This is a genomic window from Lactococcus petauri (assembly GCF_023499275.1).
Taxonomy (GTDB): Bacteria; Bacillota; Bacilli; order Lactobacillales; family Streptococcaceae; genus Lactococcus; species Lactococcus petauri.
This window is the reverse complement of the sequence record NZ_CP094882.1, coordinates 988,799-1,005,226: the sequence shown is the minus strand read 5'-3', so window position 1 is coordinate 1,005,226 and position 16,428 is coordinate 988,799. Positions and strand designations below refer to the sequence as shown.

The 16,428-nt window shown below is 37.4% G+C and carries 16 protein-coding genes; 3 read left to right on the top strand and 13 right to left on the bottom strand.

Annotation, left to right across the window (positions count from 1 at the left end; all coding sequences use genetic code 11):
• Window positions 1–13 precede the first annotated feature (13 nt).
• From lgb_RS04970 to lgb_RS04945, 6 genes are all read right to left on the bottom strand, one after another.
• Window positions 14–745, bottom strand: a complete 732-nt coding sequence (locus lgb_RS04970) for a class I SAM-dependent methyltransferase (protein ID WP_019293347.1) — start codon at window positions 743–745, stop codon at window positions 14–16.
• Between the two features lie 128 nt (window positions 746–873).
• Complete coding sequence (locus lgb_RS04965) at window positions 874–2,091, bottom strand: MDR family MFS transporter (RefSeq protein WP_019293348.1); 1,218 nt, start codon at window positions 2,089–2,091, stop codon at window positions 874–876.
• A gap of 109 nt (window positions 2,092–2,200) precedes the next feature.
• Window positions 2,201–2,617, bottom strand: a complete 417-nt coding sequence (ndk, locus tag lgb_RS04960; protein ID WP_019293349.1) for a nucleoside-diphosphate kinase — start codon at window positions 2,615–2,617, stop codon at window positions 2,201–2,203.
• 141 nt (window positions 2,618–2,758) lie between these two features.
• On the bottom strand, window positions 2,759–5,362 hold the full coding sequence (gene clpB / locus lgb_RS04955) for an ATP-dependent chaperone ClpB (RefSeq protein WP_249663296.1): 2,604 nt from the start codon (window positions 5,360–5,362) through the stop codon (window positions 2,759–2,761).
• A gap of 159 nt (window positions 5,363–5,521) precedes the next feature.
• On the bottom strand, window positions 5,522–6,151 hold the full coding sequence (locus tag lgb_RS04950; RefSeq protein WP_019293350.1) for an SDR family oxidoreductase: 630 nt from the start codon (window positions 6,149–6,151) through the stop codon (window positions 5,522–5,524).
• Window positions 6,152–6,239: 88 nt separating this feature from the next.
• Window positions 6,240–6,680: an Rrf2 family transcriptional regulator gene (locus tag lgb_RS04945; RefSeq protein WP_019293351.1), complete on the bottom strand. Its 441-nt coding sequence runs from the start codon at window positions 6,678–6,680 to the stop codon at window positions 6,240–6,242.
• Between the two features lie 145 nt (window positions 6,681–6,825).
• Here lgb_RS04945 and lgb_RS04940 point away from each other — a divergent pair, with 145 nt between their 5' ends.
• Complete coding sequence (locus lgb_RS04940; RefSeq protein WP_014024733.1) at window positions 6,826–7,356, top strand: HdeD family acid-resistance protein; 531 nt, start codon at window positions 6,826–6,828, stop codon at window positions 7,354–7,356.
• A 48-nt stretch (window positions 7,357–7,404) separates the two neighbouring features.
• Here the strand turns inward: lgb_RS04940 and lgb_RS04935 are convergent, their stop codons facing one another.
• From lgb_RS04935 to lgb_RS04925, 3 genes are all read right to left on the bottom strand, one after another.
• Window positions 7,405–8,571: an MFS transporter gene (locus tag lgb_RS04935; protein ID WP_017369318.1), complete on the bottom strand. Its 1,167-nt coding sequence runs from the start codon at window positions 8,569–8,571 to the stop codon at window positions 7,405–7,407.
• Between the two features lie 201 nt (window positions 8,572–8,772).
• The gene (gene gshAB / locus lgb_RS04930) at window positions 8,773–11,034 is read right to left on the bottom strand and encodes a bifunctional glutamate--cysteine ligase GshA/glutathione synthetase GshB (RefSeq protein ID WP_242359088.1); all 2,262 of its coding nucleotides are present in this window, start codon (window positions 11,032–11,034) and stop codon (window positions 8,773–8,775) included.
• Between the two features lie 109 nt (window positions 11,035–11,143).
• Window positions 11,144–11,590: an SACOL1771 family peroxiredoxin gene (locus lgb_RS04925; protein WP_019293476.1), complete on the bottom strand. Its 447-nt coding sequence runs from the start codon at window positions 11,588–11,590 to the stop codon at window positions 11,144–11,146.
• Window positions 11,591–11,730: 140 nt separating this feature from the next.
• On the opposite strand from lgb_RS04925, the gene lgb_RS04920 reads away from it, so the two are divergent.
• Together lgb_RS04920 and lgb_RS04915 are read left to right on the top strand one after the other, a co-directional pair.
• Complete coding sequence (locus lgb_RS04920; protein WP_019292322.1) at window positions 11,731–12,579, top strand: transporter substrate-binding domain-containing protein; 849 nt, start codon at window positions 11,731–11,733, stop codon at window positions 12,577–12,579.
• Window positions 12,566–14,041: an amidase family protein gene (locus tag lgb_RS04915; RefSeq protein ID WP_035005067.1), complete on the top strand. Its 1,476-nt coding sequence runs from the start codon at window positions 12,566–12,568 to the stop codon at window positions 14,039–14,041. Before lgb_RS04920 ends, lgb_RS04915 begins: the two co-directional genes overlap by 14 nt.
• Window positions 14,042–14,077: 36 nt before the next feature.
• Here lgb_RS04915 and lgb_RS04910 read toward each other — a convergent pair whose 3' ends face one another.
• The 4 genes from lgb_RS04910 to lgb_RS04895 all read right to left on the bottom strand — a co-directional run bounded on the left by lgb_RS04910 (window position 14,078) and on the right by lgb_RS04895 (window position 16,302).
• The gene (locus tag lgb_RS04910; RefSeq protein ID WP_019293475.1) at window positions 14,078–14,497 is read right to left on the bottom strand and encodes an N-acetyltransferase; all 420 of its coding nucleotides are present in this window, start codon (window positions 14,495–14,497) and stop codon (window positions 14,078–14,080) included.
• A 101-nt stretch (window positions 14,498–14,598) separates the two neighbouring features.
• A complete protein-coding gene (locus tag lgb_RS04905) occupies window positions 14,599–15,174 on the bottom strand; it encodes a TMEM175 family protein (RefSeq protein WP_019293474.1) in 576 nt (191 codons plus the stop codon).
• Between the two features lie 41 nt (window positions 15,175–15,215).
• Window positions 15,216–15,416, bottom strand: a complete 201-nt coding sequence (locus lgb_RS04900) for a hypothetical protein (RefSeq protein ID WP_019293473.1) — start codon at window positions 15,414–15,416, stop codon at window positions 15,216–15,218.
• On the bottom strand, window positions 15,406–16,302 hold the full coding sequence (locus lgb_RS04895) for a VOC family protein (RefSeq protein WP_019293472.1): 897 nt from the start codon (window positions 16,300–16,302) through the stop codon (window positions 15,406–15,408). The genes lgb_RS04900 and lgb_RS04895 overlap by 11 nt, the downstream gene beginning before the upstream one ends.
• Window positions 16,303–16,428 lie beyond the last annotated feature (126 nt).

Genomic DNA, 16,428 nt, shown 5'->3' with positions numbered 1-16,428 from the left:
TCCTAGCTTTTCTTTATTTTTTCCTTGCAGAAACAATCAACATCATCGGGCGTCTCAGCTCATCATGCATTTCTTCAAATACAAGCATTTGTTCAGGTGGCTGAGGTTCAATCACATGTTGAAGTTCAAAGCCAAGTTGTAGCAATATGTTGAGATATGTGGTTAAAGTTCGATGATATTTAGTTACTTCTTCTCCTAAGAAGGACACCTTACGTTTTCCCTCATAGAAATAATTGTCTACAGGAAAGTACTCTTTTTTTCCTTTTGCATCATAAATCCAATCTTGCAGGCCAGATGCAGTAAAAAGAGGATGTTCTACCGAAAACACAAACTGACCGCCCGTAGTTAAGCACATGTATATGTTGGAAAAAAGCATGGGCAAATCTTCAATGTAATGTAAGGCTAATGAGCTCAGAACCACATCAAAAGAATCCAGTTCAAGACATAAGTCCTCCATAGCGATACATTGATAAGTTATTTTCTCATCTGAGTTTTTACTTGTCGCTCTTTCCAGCATTTTACTCGAAATATCTGTGCCTAAGACATAAGATGCTCCATTTTCAACAGCATATTTGCAGTGCCAACCATATCCACAGCCAAGGTCCAAAACTTTTTTGTTGTGAAAATCAGGTAAAATATTTCGTAGCTCTGACCATTCTCCGGCAGCTTCTAACCCTGATTTTGAACGCTCCATTTGAGCATATTTTGAAAAAAATTCTTGATTATTATATTTGTTTTCTTTCATTTGTTATTCTCCCATGTAAATTTTATTTATACGTTTACATGGGTAGAAACAATTTTTTGAGCAATAATTCCTTCTGACATTATTTTTACTCCTTTGTTTTTTATTATAACATGGACCTTTTTAAAATTCTATGAGGCTTCATGCATTCGAATAGCCCGCAGTGAGGGAAGGATACTTAAAAGGATAATTATTCCCATAAATATAGCCATGCCAATATTCCCATAGAGTGCTGACAGCGAAACCAAAACACCTGAGAGTACGGAAGCGACTGGCTGAGTCACTGAAAAGGCGCCCGTATAAGTCCCAACATGATCACCTTCCATCAGGTCGGCTCTCAAAGCTTGAGAGAAAGGTACAAGAATCATTTCGCCCAAAGTAGCAACTACTGCTGCTGTAACTTCCCAGCTTAAATTATGACCTAAAAAGGCAATAATAAAACCTAAACCTTGGAGAAAAATTCCTAATGTAATCCCTGTGCTCCGCGACCAATTTTTAGTAAGTTGATTCATTTTACTCATAAAGAGTACGATAATCAAGGTATTGATCAATAGGAAAAGTGTCAACATCCGTTGACCATAAAGTTCCAACCCTAAAATTCGTGTTGTTGAGAAACTGTCACTTAGATGTACTGGCAAATAGTAATCAATTTGATTAAAAATCATCGCAATAAAAACCGAAGCAAATAAATAAGACATAAAGATGCTGTCTTTAGCCACAAAGAAATAAGCTTTTATAATATTTGGTGCTTTCTTTTGATGTTCTTGATGCGGGTCAAAAGACTCATCAATCCAAAACAAGACAACGACAAAACTCAAAATTTCTTCAATAGTGATCACCAGCAAAAGCCAGACCAAATAATCACGGAAAAACCAACCAGAAAGTCCCGAACCAATCATAATAGCAAAATTGATAATCCAGTATTGAATACTGTAGACTGTTCTCCGGTTTTCACTTGTTGTTAAATCAACAATCATCGCTTGGCTGGCTGTATTAAAAAAGCCAAAACCAAAATTCACGATTAAAAATCCGAAAAAAGTTGTCCAAGGGTTGAAGTAAAATCCCGAGTTAGAAAAAGTTGCCAGTGCTGCTCCAACTGCAGTTACTGCAGTTGAAAAAAGCATGACAGGCCGACGACCTTTTAAATCTGTCAAATGTCCCGCATAAAGGCCAACCAAAAAAACCATAATAGAGCTCACAATAAGCAAGAGTCCTGTGATACCAGCACCCATATATTTATTATAGTAAATTGTCATGGAGCCACCAACTGTACTAAAGCATAGTGCTCCTAAAAAATTCATCACTAACCTAATTTTAATGGTCGGATGAAGTCCCCAAAATTCTTTCATATTCTTCTCCTTGAATAAAATAGCAAACAAAAAAAGACTTTCCTTTAATGTTTGGAGCTTTGTCGCTCAAACTTCCATGGAAAGCCTTTATCCTTGACCTTATTTCTGTTTATGAAAACCAGAGTGCTATTTCTCGCTCTGCAGATTCCGGTGAGTCTGATCCATGGACAATATTTTTAATGGCTTTACCTTTTTCAGGTGATTGAGCAAAATCTCCACGAATAGTCCCTGGTTGAGCTTGACTAGGATTAGTTGTCCCCATCATTGTGCGCCAGCAAGAAATAGCTTCTACACCAGATATCACACCAACAACTACTGGTCCAGAAGTCATATAACTACGAATATTTGGATAAAAATCTTTATCAACTAATGCTTCGTAATGCTTGTCAATCAAGTCTCCATTTGGAGCAGAACGTCGCTCTAGTTTTTCTAGCTGAAAACCACGCTGCTCGATTCGTTTCAATATTTCACCTACAAGACCACGTTGAACGCCGTCAGGTTTAATAATAAAGAAAGTTTTTTCCATGATTGACTCCTCCTATATATCGTGTTTATATTTTACATCTAAAAGCTATAAGTTGTCAAGAATTATCTGTAAATTTCGACAAAATACTATTTTTATATACAAAAAGCCCGAGATAACGCGGGCTTTTCTCTTTTTCTTCAATTATTCTTCGATGGGTAAGATATCAAAGTCAATTTTATTATCGACAAGTTTGACAAGAACTTTAGTTTTTGGTGGAATTTTACCTGCTATAATTAATTTAGCAAGTGGATTTTCAATAACTTTTGTCAAGTAACGTTTTAATGGACGTGCACCATAAGCTGGTTCATAAGCATTTTCTGCAATCCATGCTTTGACTTCTTCACTGAGTTCTAGTTCAACAGACATTTCTTCAAGACGTTGTGTCAATTGACCGGTCATCTTCACAATAATATTTTTAATATTATTCAATGACAATGGTTTGAAGAGAATAGTATCATCAATACGGTTAAGGAATTCTGGTTTGAAGTGCATCCGCAATTGTTTCATCACTTCTTCAGTTGTTTCTTCAGATATTTCACCTTGATCATCAACATTGTCTAGCAAATATTGTGATCCGACATTTGATGTCATAATCAAAACAGTATTCTTGAAGTCGACCAAAACGCCTTTTGAATCCGTCAAACGACCATCATCCAAGACTTGCAACAAGATATTGAAGACATCTGGATGTGCTTTTTCAATTTCGTCCAACAAAATAATTGTATATGGGTTACGGCGCACAGCTTCAGTCAGTTGACCACCTTCATCATAACCAACATATCCTGGAGGAGCTCCGACAAGACGGGATACACTGTGTTTTTCCATATATTCACTCATGTCAATACGAACCATGTGTTCTTCGGAGTCAAATAAATTTTCGGCCAAGGCTTTAGCTAACTCTGTCTTACCAACACCTGTAGGTCCTAAGAAAAGGAAGGAACCTAAAGGACGATTAGGGTCTTGAATTCCTGCTCGAGCACGAATAATAGCATCAGACACAGCTTCAACTGCCTCATCTTGCCCTACTACACGTTGATGAAGAGTTTCTGGTAAATGAAGGAGTTTTTCACGTTCACCTTCCACCAGTTTTGTCACAGGAATACCTGTCATACGGCCTACAACTTCCGCAATTTGTTCTTCAGTGACAGATTCTTGAACAAGACTGAGATCATCTGATTTTGCTTTGCTTTCAAGCTCTTTCAGTGATTGTTCAATTTCTGGAATTTTACCGTAACGTAAGGCCGCTGCTTTTTCAAAGTCACCTTCATTTTGTGCTTCTTCTAATTCATGGCGTGCACGTTCCAGTTCATTCCGTTTATCAGAAATATTGCCCACTTCTTTCTTTTCAGCTTCCCATTGGGCTTTAAGTTGATTGTTTTCTTCACGAAGTTCTGCAATTTCTTCACGAATGATATTTAAACGTTTCTTCGAAGCATCATCACGTTCTTTTTTGAGCGCTGCTTCTTCAATTTCCAACTGCATCAAGCGGCGGTTTGCTTGGTCGAGTTCTGTTGGCAGAGAATTCATTTCAACACGAATTGTTGCGCTGGCTTCATCGACTAAGTCAATCGCTTTATCTGGCAAGAAACGGTCTGTAATATAACGATCAGAAAGTGTTGCTGCTGCAACCAATGCGTTATCGTGGATTGTTACACCGTGGTGAATTTCAAAACGTTCTTTCAAACCACGCAGAATGGAAATAGTATCTTCAACTGTTGGTTCAGTAACTAGAACTTTTTGGAAACGACGTTCCAAAGCTTTGTCTGTTTCCATATATTTACGGTACTCGTCCAAAGTTGTTGCACCAATTAAATGCAATTCACCACGTGCAAGCATCGGTTTCAAAAGATTACCAGCATCCATTGAACCTTCAGTCTTACCAGCACCGACGATCGTGTGTAACTCATCAATAAAGAGAATAATTTGTCCGTCAGACTTTTTAACTTCATTCAGTACTGCTTTCAGACGTTCTTCAAACTCACCACGATATTTAGCACCTGCAATAAGTGCCCCCATATCCAAAGAGAATACTGTTTTATCTTTTAGATTTTCAGGTACATCTTTACGGACAATACGTTGCGCAAGTCCTTCAACAATGGCTGTTTTACCTACACCAGGTTCACCAATTAGAATCGGGTTATTTTTTGTTTTACGTGATAAGACACGAATAATATCACGAATTTCTTCATCACGTCCGATTACAGGATCTTGTTTTCCTGATTTCACTTGAGCAACAAGGTCGACGCCGTATTTTTCAAGTGCTTTATATGTATCTTCAGCATTTTGGTTTGTCACTTTATCACCTCCTCGTAGGTTTTCAATTGCTAATTTCGTTTTTTCTTTATTCATTCCATGGCTAACCAGATATTCTGTTAAAGGATTTTTCTTTAACTCAAAAAGGGCCAAGAGTACAATTTCAGTTGAGAGATATTCATCACCCATATCTTTGGCAATCTTATCTGCTGCATTGAACAGATTAAAGAGATCTGCGCTAATATTTTGACCATAGGTAATATTGCTACCTTCAACAGAAGAAATCTTGTCTATTTCTTTTTCAATAATTTTTGTAAATTCTTCAATGTTAATTTCTGAATCTTTGTAAAAATTAAAGGCAAAACTGTTCGGTTGCACAAATATTCGCCATAAATGTGGAATTTCAATCGCTTGATGATGGCGAGTCTGCGCAATTTGTTGCGCTTCATAAAGCGATTTTTGCATACTTGTTGTCATTTTTTCGATGTCCATAATGCACCTCGATTCATTTCATAGTAATGTAGTATTTTTCTCATTTTTCTTACTACCTCTTAATTATACTCTTTTGGTCAGTAAAGGTCAAACTATTTGCTCATAAATTTACATATAAAAATAAGAGGGATTTTCTTGAGAAAATCCCTCTTATTTTTACTATTTTTTAAAAACGCTGATACGTTGTCCGACATAATTTCCTTCCAGTGCAATATTAATCATCGCTTTCGCATAGTCTGCATAACTAATCACACTTTCGCCTTTGTCATTAACCGTAAACTCTTCTCCCGCAACAACATAGTCTCCAGTTTTTTCACCATCCGCTTGGAAATCTGCAGCAGGGCTTACATAAGTCCATTTCACATCCTGACGTTTTCTCAACGCAGTTAATGAATCAGCCATAGCTGTTGCCAATGGTTTGAAAGCATCTGGGAAACCTTCTGATTGATAAAGTGCCAAATCATGTTCTGGATTAAGATAAAGACTTCCGGCACCACCAACAATCAACAAGCGCTTGTCCGTACCTTCAACAAGATCAGCAAGATGTTGGATTGAAGTAGTATGTTGCTCCAAGCTATCTTCTGCCCATGTTCCAAAAGCATCGATAATAACATCAAAATCCTTGATGTCTTCTTTAGTTAAATCAAACAAATCTTTTTGGATAGAAGACGGAGCTACTGTTTTGTTTTCGCCCCGAACAATTGCTGTTACATCCAAGCCTCTGTCTACCGCTTCTTGTACAATAAGACGACCGGCTTTACCATTTGCTGCTACTACTGCTAATTTCATATTAGACCTCCATGTCTTTTTCGTTGTAATATTTTTTGTTACAACTAATTCTACATAAGCTTTTATTAAATGTCAACGAATTGGTTTCTTAAGGATTTATCGCCACATAATGATCAATATCAGTAATTACTTCTTGTAAACTCATCACCTTCATTTGGTCTTCCATCGCTTTTTGAATTAAATCAAGTTTATCATCCAGTACCTGATGGATATTTTTCCCGACAGAACAGTCAGGGCTGGGATGTTCGTGAAAATGGAATAAGCCATTTTTATTAATGACTTCAACCGCACTATAAATATCGAATAAACTAATATCTTCAATTGGTTTAGCGATTGCAGCTCCACCGCTCCCGCGCACAACATGCACTAATTCGTTAGCTTTCAGTTGCTGTAATACTCTTCGAATAATCACGGGATTTACATTAATACTTGTAGCCAAAAAATCACTAGTAATCTTATGTTCTCCCTCAAAGGTATGGATACAGGCAAAAATATGAAGTGCAATCGTAAAGCGACTTGATATTTGCATTTTTTTCTCCTTCGACTCTCATTTTACCTTAAGTATAAATGTCCTTTTTCAGAATGTCAATTATAATAACTAGGCAAATATATTATGGGCACTTCTCTCCAAAATAAGTTATAATTAAATTATCAGAAAAGAAAGGGGTATAAATATGTTTTCTGAAAACTTTTCGAAAAAATTACGTAACAACGTCGGAATTAATGGTCTTATTTCCACACTTATTGGATTACTCATTTTGTTTTGGCCTGGACGTACGGCACAAGTTGGAACTGTTTTGATTGGGATTTCCTTCATTTTAATTGGGGTTTCTTATCTTGTTTCTATCTTTGCCTTGATGAATGAAAATCCGTGGTCACGCTTTGGACATCTTCTTTTAGGTACGGTTTACTTGGTTGCGGGTATTTTCTCTTTAATTAACTTGGCAGCTGCAACAGCTACCTTGTTTATCATCATTGGTATTTTAGTTGGTTTCACATGGATTACTGAAGGCTTTGTTTCCTTTGGGTTTGTTCCATATTCTCCATCTAAACCTTGGACAATTCTTTCAGGACTTCTCAGTGTCGTTGCGGGCTTCATGCTCTTGCTCACACCTTTATGGGGTGCAATGGCACTTTGGACACTTCTTGGTGTTGTTGTTCTTATCTTAGGTATTTTCAAATTGATTCGTTACTTTACTTGGTAATCTTTGCGAATGCCAAATAAAAAAGGGTTCTTCTTAAAGAACTCTTTTTTAATTTTTCATTTTTTTCGATTTACGGTTCATAAGCATTGACAATACACCGGTACCAAACAAGATAATCGCCGAGATATAGTAAGGGAAAAAATGATTGATATCAAACATTACTCCTGCAGCCAATGGACCTAAAATATTACCAAAACTTGTAAAGGTTGAATTCAATCCATTGATTGCTCCTTGTTGATCTCCTGCGTGTTTTGACAAGTAAGTTGTTACTGCCGGTCTAAATAAATCAAAGGCGAGGAAGACAACAAATGTAGAAATAGCAACAGTGATGCGATTACCTGTGAAAGCAATAATAGCAATAAAGAGCGCACTTGCAAAGAAGGTCAAATGAATCAAATGCATTTCACCAATCTTTCCAACAATCCAGTCGAACAGGAAGAGTTGGAAGAAAAGGGCGATAATACCACTTACTGTAATTACTAAAGCAATTTCACTTGTAGTAAAGCCAAAATTGATTGTCGCCATAATGCTATAAATTGATTCGAAGGCTTGCAGACCAAACGAAGAAATTAAAATAACGACAAAAAGCGATGTGAACATTGGATTTTTGAGAATATCCAAGAAAGATGCTTTTGGTGTGTCAGGATTAATATCCATTGTTTTTTCTGGCTCTTTTAACACAGTCATACTCAAAATAAATCCGATGAAGGCTAATAGTGCAGCCACAAAAAAAGGAACCCTTATACCAAAAGTTGCTAAAAATCCTCCGACACCAGGACCAATGATAAAACCTCCACTGATCGCTGCTGAAACTTTACCCATGGCTTTGGCACGTTCGCCTAATGTTGTCAAATCTGCCACATATGCTGTAACAGAAGGCATCAATAAAGCTGCTGCAATGCCTCCCAAAGCGCGAGACACGTAAAAAAGAGCTTTTACTTGTGCTAAACCAAATAAAAGTTCAGAAAAGGCGAAAATAATCATACCCAAAGCAATGAGCTTTTTTCGTCCAACCTTATCCGATAAATGCCCAGCGATTGGAGAGGCAATCAATTGGGCAATAGCAAAAATCGAAATCATCATTCCCATTGTTGTTCCTGAAAAATGCATTTGCTCTTTCAGTTGTGGCAAAACAGGAATAACGAGACCTACACCTAAGAACACAAGCAATAAGTTTGAAATTGCTAGGTTAATCATCCATTGTTTGTTTTTCATAACTATACCCCAATACCCGATAAAAAGACAGATTCAAAAATTTGAAACCGCCTTTTTATCCTATTCTATTTGTTAAGTCTATTCTATCATATTCTGCACAAAAATAAAAAAGTATAAATTTATTATCAATTTTTTCATATCAAATGTTCATAAATACCGTACAATAAATAAAATCCCTCATAGGTAGAGGAATTTTATTTATTAGGCAAAAATTTCCGGAAAGAGGAATTGCAAAACGTCCATAGTTACCCGACGACCTTTCCCTTTCAACGGATAGAGATGGAAAAGCATAGCAGGATTAAAGTTAGCTTCAATAATGCTGTACTTTTCACCCAAGCTATTATTGAGATCTTCGATCAGTATATCCACTCCAGTGATCTTGACTTGCAGAGCATCAGCAGCTTTTTCAGCAATGTTCTTATAGATTTCAGGCATCTCATCCGTGACATCGATAGAGTCTCCACCTGTTGATACATTAGAATTTTCTCGGAGGTTTACCTTTACGTCTTTTTCAGGGATACTCTGTTCCGTATAATCTTGGACGTCCAGCATAAGTTTTTCGGTGGCAGTAATCTGGATTTTTTCCAAGGGAAAACGATGATCATGTCCACGTAGAGGATTCTCATTTTTCTGTGCGACCAGTTGGCTGATCGTGGATACTCCATCACCAATAACATGTGCGGCATCCCGGCGAAGGACTGCCCTTGTCTTGCCATCCAGCACAAAGAAACGGTATTCGGTACCAGAAACAAATCGTTCAACAAGAACTTCTTTATCTTCTCGGAACGCAATTTCTAGAGCTTTATAAAACTGTTCTTGTGTCGCTGGTTTTTTAAAGATAGAAATTCCTATGCCATAATTCGTTGATTTAGGCTTGACAACAATTGCGGCCGCTTCAAAAAGTGGAAAGGCAGCCTGTGCAGTTGCTAAATTGCTAAATTCTTGCCCTTGCGGGGTTTTTAAATGTGCCCGACTGAGCAGCTTTTTCGTGACCACTTTATTTTCCATAATGGCATAAGCGACCATGGAATCTTTCGAAGTCATATTCCCTTTTTCGATAATTTCTGTATGAGATTTATAACTTAAAGCAATCATCTGGTCTTGTGCATCTAAAATTTCAACTTTTAAGCCTTTTTGAATAGCATCAAAAAGCAAATTTTGCGTCGAAAGTTCGAGATGAGTAAGGCCTGCCAATTGAAACGGACGTTTATAGGATTGCTGATGGTATTTGCGAGACAAGTCCAAAGCAAAAGCTTTGTCTTGACGATAAGCCAGCTCCATCTGTCCAGCAATTGTGGTTTCAGGTTTTTCCAGCATTTGAGCAAACTTATCAATCAGCGCCAAATCATCTTGGGCAAAGTCTAAGTTCTGGGCAAACCTGCGCATGTGATCGAAAAAGTGCTTGCCTTCATTATAATAAGCTGTTTTTTCTAAAGGATTTTCTAAAGCTACAACATCATTTATTGTATAACCTAATCTTTGTGCTTCATCTGGCGTCTCTTCTTCCTCTTTATATATCAGATAAAGGCTAAAAAGGTGGATAAATCGAGCAGTATCTTCATCCAAGCCGACTCGCACAAAAGGATTCAAGTCAAAATTGCGAAACTCGACATACTGAACGCCCACGTCCAGCAACTCTTCCGCCCGCTTTCCACCACGTAAACGAACAGCAGAATAAAACTCCTTCATCTCAGAGAGTGCACCCTTTTTGACGTAAGTTTGCAAGTCATCATAATACTGTTCAAGACTCTGATAGCTTACGAAAATATCAGGCGTGTTCCGATAGCCAAATTTAGAATTTCTAATAGAACGTACAGGTTCCTGTATTTTTTCATTTCTATCAGTAAAAAATCCAGCATTGGCACGTGGCGAAGCTCCTAAACAATATGTAATAATCCACATATAGCGCAAATATTGTCGGGAGAGCTTCATATAAATTTCAGATTTGAAGGCTTTAAAATCTGTCGCTCGTTGTTGCTTCCACATGGCTTCTAGCAAATCCTCACCGAACTCAAAGTTGTAGTGAATACCAGAAACCATTTGCTTTCTTTTGCCATATTTTTCTGCTAATCCTTCACGGTAAAGGACATCTTCTTTTTTTTCTAGATTGGCAAGACGGATATTTGATTCATTTTCCGGCAAAGCGGGTGGCATGGATTGGGCCCAGAGGAGCTCATCTTGTTCAAGAGAGCGAATCATCACGTCATGAAGAGCCTCCATAAATTGTAGAGCTTGCTTTGGCTCTTCAAAAACTGGAGTAATGGCTTCCATTTGTGTTTCTGAAAAGTCAGTTTGAAGATAAGGATGAAAGCTCCGCGAACCAAGTGCTACCGGATGGTTTAAGTCGCTTATGTTTCCTGATGAATCCACACGGTGACCTTCTCTTTCTAAGCCAAACCGCGCTTGAAAAAGATAAGGTTTTACTTGTGAGCTTGAGAGTATTTTAGGATAAGCAATCGTCATTTTTATTTCCAGATTTCTATTTTTTCTTGAATTGAATTTTTTGAAACTTTTACTGCTATTATATCATGTTAGTACTTACCCTCCACCAAAATAAAAATGGAATATCTGCTTAACTTGCTTTTTCCTTTTCTAGATGGATGTTAGCTTCGATTGCAACATTACCTTGCACGGCTCTCGAAATCATGCAAGAAGTTTCGGCATATTGAGCAAGGCGATAAGTCTTGTCGTAATCTGCTTTTTCATCAATTTTCAAATAAAGGTCATGGACAATTTTTTCATAAGCAAAAACTCCTTTTTCAACACTAACTGTTGCTTCAGATTCAACCTTAAAATCAAGTACTGCAATCTCATTGCGTTCAAGTAAAGCTGCTAGTGTAATCGTATAGCAAGTACTTGCAGCGCCCAAGAGCATTTCATCTGGATTCGTCCCCACACCTGGACCATCCATCACAGATGGAATCGAAATTTTCTCTTGCAAAGCGCCTGTTTCTAGCTTTCCAACAGCATTACGTCCGCCGGGCCAATTAATTTGCGATGTAAAGATATGTTTTGCCATTTTTATCTCCTCTATCCTATTCTTTTGTTCTTTTTGATCATACCAAAAATTTCCAAACATAAAAAGCTTCTGAATTTTTAAAATTTGCTAAAATAAAAATATACAGAAAGGAAGGGTTTGCAAAAACCCATTATATATAAATGAATAAAAAATTAGTTTTAGGTCTAGCCTTATTTTCTCTCACTTCTTTTGGGGTTTTGACCGCTTGCAGCAAAAAAGAAAGCGTTAAGCCTGAGCCAAAGGAAATTATCGTGGCCACAAATGCCAACTCAAAACCTAATACTTATATGGAAGACAATAAGTTAACAGGTTATGATGTGGAACTTGCACGCGCTGTTTTCAAAGAACTTCCTGAATACAAATTAAAATTCCAAGTGATTGATTTTAATTCCGTGCTTTCTGGAATTGATAATGGACGTTTTCAAATGGCTGCAAATGCTCTTTCTTGGACACCTGAACGTGCAGAAAAATACAATTACTCACTACCTCTATCTAAGTCAGCAACATCGGTAGCAGTTAAACCTGATTTACAAGTCAAATCTTTGAATGACTTAGCCGGTAAAACCACCGAAGTCTTATCTGGTGTTCAAGTCGCAACAATGCTGGAAAACTGGAACAAGGAAAATCCTGACAAAGCAATGAATTTAAAATATATGGACGCCAGCTATCCATTAGCTTCTTATGTTGCTGATGTTGACTCAGGAAAAAGTGACTTTGTGATTTACGATCAAATTTCCCTCACACAAATCATCCAGCAACATGCTTATAATTTAAAAGTCGAACCAATTGATTTAGGCGAGACAGATAAACATACAGGATTTAGCTATTTCATTTTTGGTAAGGAAAAAGAAGACAAAGACCTACAACAGAAAGTCGATAAAGCCTTGGTAAAACTTCAAGAAAATGGAACGATGAAAAAACTTTCTGAAAAATACCTCGGTGGCGATTTTACTCCTAGAGAGGAAGATATGAAAGATGAGAAAGATTAAAGACGCTACATATTGGGCAGAAAAAATCAGTGCTGGTCAAATCAGTGCTACTGAATTACTCCAAAACACTCAAAAAAAACTGGAAAAAATCAATCCGCAATACAATGCCGTCGTTGCCTATGACTTGCATCAGGCTCAAGCTGATTTATCAAAAACAGAAAACGGTTATTTCGCAGGTCTTCCCTTTCCACTAAAGATGCTGGGGCAAGATCATGCAGGACTTCCGTCAACTTCGAGTTCAAAACTTTTTGAAGATAATATGGCCCATTCAGACGATAACTTTGTCAAAGCTGCTCTTAAAGCTGGCTTAACGCCTTTCGGACAAACAAACTCTCCTGAATTTGGTTTTAAAAATATTACAGACTCAGCTCTTTATGGTGACACACGTAATGTTTGGAATACAGCTTATTACTCTGGTGGCTCTTCAGGTGGAGCTGCTTCCGCTGTAGCTTCTGGGATTTTCCCCATGGCTGGCGCATCTGATGGTGGTGGCTCCATACGTATTCCTGCTTCTTTTTCAGGTCTTATTGGTTTGAAAATGACACGAGGTCTTATGCCACAGGGCCCAGGAAACTACCGAGGTTGGCAAGGTGCAGCAACTACTGGAGCTTTAACTATTTCTGTACGTGATACAGCAAGTTTTGTGGCCGAAATGCAACTTAAACAAGAAGCTGATCCTTATCAAACAGAGTTATTAGATAAGAAGGCACTGCATCATCTCACAGAACCAAACAAAGCTTTAAACATTGCTTATTCCTTTGAATCACCGGTATCGGGAATAATGCTTTCGGAGACCTCTAAGGCCGCCCTTCATAAAGCCGTAGACTTTCTAAAAGCTCAAGGTCATCAACTAACTGAGGTTTCTTTTCCTTTCGATGCTCGCCCTTTGATTCAAACATATTATCAAATGAATGCTGCTGAAACATATGCTATGCTTAAACCTTGGGAAATTGCTAATGACCGCAAGATAATTAACAGTGATGTAGAGCCACTAACTTATGCCTTGTTAGAAGCTGGTCGTAATGCGGATGCTGCTTCTTATGTTCAAGCTTTAAATAAGTGGGATAGCGCATGTGCCACATTGGATGAAGAAATTTTTAAAAATTTTGACCTCTTCTTAACGCCGACAACAGCCAAAACAGCCCCCAAAGTGGACGAAGAACTCATCCATCCTAACATTACGGAAAAAATGAAACACATGGAGTTATATAACTTTTCTGAACAAATCTCAACCATAGAACAAGCGTTCGAAAACTCCTTGGCTTTCACGCCTTACAACTTTATCAGTAATCTCACAGGACAACCTGCCTTGTCACTTCCAATTTACTTGGAGGAAGAAACACATTTACCACAAGGTGTTCAACTTTGGGGCCAGAAAAACTCGGAAGTATTGATGCTAAGTCTCGCTTTACAATTTGAAAATAATGACCAGTTCATCTTACCTGAGTTTTATAACAATTGAGTAAAAATCAAAAAAAGGACCAAAATATGGTTCTTTTTAGTTCCAAGTCATCAAAAACTCTTTTTCATTATTATCTTCATCTAAGCCTTCAGCCACTATTTTAAAGCCTTCCCTTTGGTAGAAACGAAGAGCACCTTCATTTTTCTGGTAAACTTTTAAAGAGAGCGTTTGACTTGAAGCTTTAATATGCTGTAAAAGTGATTTGCCAATACCTTTAGACTGCTTGCTATTACTCACAAAAATGCCTGCAATATATTGGTCAATCAAACCGACAAAAGCAATGATTTTTTGGTTTTCTTCGTAAACATATATGTCAGCATCTTTCATAGCTTCTTCAACAGCTGCAGCTTGTTTCAACCAGTACTCACGCTTGATGAACCGATGATTAGCAATATTAACTCTCAGCCAAAGCTCTACAACTTTTTGCAGGTCTTCAGCCTTCATTTTTCTGATCATGCTTCTTCTCCTCTCACTTCATCTTAACACAATTTATGTTTCTTACAACAAAATAAAAGTGACCAAACACTGTGTTGAGCCACTTTTTTACAATAGATTGTTTAATTTTTATTGACATAATTTTCAATCTGCTTATCTGGAATTACCCACGGAATCATACTCAAGATTGTTGCCACTAATGAAATCTGAGCTACAGGCAGTAAAACGGTCAGTAAAATTCCGACCATTAAAATGAGGATAGAGAAACCGCCTTTCCAAACCCAATGCATGTCCTTTAGTTTATAATTTCTCGATTTAAAAATTTCGTAGCTTAAGATATTAAAAATAATATCAATAAATAAGTTATTTACAGCATAAACAATCTCAGGCGTTTTTGAACCTGAAAATTCAGACAGCCAGTTTGTGGTAAAGGGAATGAAACTCATAAAAAATAAGAGCACGACATTCCACCACAGAATTCTTCCTGAAACACGTTCAGCCAGATGGAAAAGGTGATGATGGTTATTCCAATAGATGGCCAACAAGTAAAAACTTGCAAGATAGGTTAAGAAAATAAATCCCATATCAAATAAGTCTGTCCAATTTGGACCTTTAGGAATGCGCAGGTTTAAAACCATAACAGTAATTAAGATGGCGACAATTCCATCTGTAAATGCAGATAAACGTCCACTTGTCATTTTGTTTCTCCATGTATTATTATCGCCAAGCAGGCGGGAATTTAATATTTGCTCAATTCAAAATAAAGCGCAGCAATATTTCCTTCAAATTCGCGGTTTTGACCATCAATTTCGAGTTCTAATACTTTCGCTGAATCTTCTAAAGCAGGAATTTCACGATTTTGGAGGAGAACAAATTCTTCTACGTTAGCGAATTCTTTACTTTCTTGACGGCCGTTAAGATGTTGTACTTTAATTTTCATGATTTTCTTCTTTCTTTTTTTTAAAATGAACACCTTGCTTTTGATAATAGCGCAAGAGTTCTTGACGTTTTGCTTCATAACGTGGCGGTAAAGCTAAATCGCTTCCCAAATCTTGAATTGATTCATCCAGAGTAAAGCCTGGAGTTAGGGTCGCAAACTCAATCCTTACACCGCCTGGCTCTTTAAGATATACCGATCGAAAATAACCACGATCCGCATATAATTCTCTCTCATAACCTAAGCTTAGCGCTTTTTCCCATATATTATCGAGCGCTTTACTGTTAGGAACTGCAAAAGCGATATGGTCAATTGACCCTCTCCCCCAGACTCGTTTGCCTTCTTTAGATGTTGCGGGAAGAAGCGTAATACCTCCCTCACTCCCAAGTATCTCTTGAAAAAAGATCCTTGTCTGCTCAAGATTTGAGCTGTAGAGACGACTGCCCCAGAGTCCTGTGATTTGGAAAGCTGCAGGTACATCTGACAGCACATTGATATTGGCATCTTGATTTTGCTCTTCTACTTCGATAAACTCAAGTAAAATCTTGTCAAAATCAAGAACCTGTAAAGTATTGTCTGTGTGTTGATATTCTAAGCCGAACTTCTTAAAACGTTTCGCCCAGTATTCAGTAGAATCCTTAGGAATTTTGAATTGGATACCGGACAAATAGTCACTCCCATCTTGCCGTTCTACATCAAAGCGTTGATCCGGAAAAAAAGTCACTACAGTTCCAGGAGTCCCCATAAAATCACCGTAATACACATGTCGCATATAGATATTACCTTGATTAATAGAGTTTTTCACCAAACGCAAGCCTAAAATATTAACATAAAAATCAAAATTCTGCTCAAAGTCAGCTGTAAGTAGAGATATATGATGTAGTTCCATATGTCCTCCTCCTATGTTTACAATTGTAAACCTATCTTTTTGATATGTCAAGAATAAATGTTGAGAAGAACGTATAATAAAAGCACTTGAGAATATTGCTCAAGTGCTCTTTTAAATCACAAAGAA

Coding starts and splice junctions, on each gene's coding strand:
- lgb_RS04900 (WP_019293473.1), bottom strand. CDS start 15,416: ATGAAAATTAAAGTACAACATCTTAACGGCCGTCAAGAAAGTAAAGAA.
- lgb_RS04965 (WP_019293348.1), bottom strand. CDS start 2,091: ATGAAAGAATTTTGGGGACTTCATCCGACCATTAAAATTAGGTTAGTG.
- lgb_RS04940 (WP_014024733.1), top strand. CDS start 6,826: ATGTTTTCTGAAAACTTTTCGAAAAAATTACGTAACAACGTCGGAATT.
- lgb_RS04970 (WP_019293347.1), bottom strand. CDS start 745: ATGAAAGAAAACAAATATAATAATCAAGAATTTTTTTCAAAATATGCT.
- lgb_RS04950 (WP_019293350.1), bottom strand. CDS start 6,151: ATGAAATTAGCAGTAGTAGCAGCAAATGGTAAAGCCGGTCGTCTTATT.
- clpB (WP_249663296.1), bottom strand. CDS start 5,362: ATGGACATCGAAAAAATGACAACAAGTATGCAAAAATCGCTTTATGAA.
- lgb_RS04920 (WP_019292322.1), top strand. CDS start 11,731: ATGAATAAAAAATTAGTTTTAGGTCTAGCCTTATTTTCTCTCACTTCT.
- lgb_RS04905 (WP_019293474.1), bottom strand. CDS start 15,174: ATGACAAGTGGACGTTTATCTGCATTTACAGATGGAATTGTCGCCATC.
- lgb_RS04910 (WP_019293475.1), bottom strand. CDS start 14,497: ATGATCAGAAAAATGAAGGCTGAAGACCTGCAAAAAGTTGTAGAGCTT.
- ndk (WP_019293349.1), bottom strand. CDS start 2,617: ATGGAAAAAACTTTCTTTATTATTAAACCTGACGGCGTTCAACGTGGT.
- lgb_RS04935 (WP_017369318.1), bottom strand. CDS start 8,571: ATGAAAAACAAACAATGGATGATTAACCTAGCAATTTCAAACTTATTG.
- lgb_RS04895 (WP_019293472.1), bottom strand. CDS start 16,302: ATGGAACTACATCATATATCTCTACTTACAGCTGACTTTGAGCAGAAT.
- lgb_RS04945 (WP_019293351.1), bottom strand. CDS start 6,680: ATGCAAATATCAAGTCGCTTTACGATTGCACTTCATATTTTTGCCTGT.
- gshAB (WP_242359088.1), bottom strand. CDS start 11,034: ATGACGATTGCTTATCCTAAAATACTCTCAAGCTCACAAGTAAAACCT.
- lgb_RS04925 (WP_019293476.1), bottom strand. CDS start 11,590: ATGGCAAAACATATCTTTACATCGCAAATTAATTGGCCCGGCGGACGT.
- lgb_RS04915 (WP_035005067.1), top strand. CDS start 12,566: ATGAGAAAGATTAAAGACGCTACATATTGGGCAGAAAAAATCAGTGCT.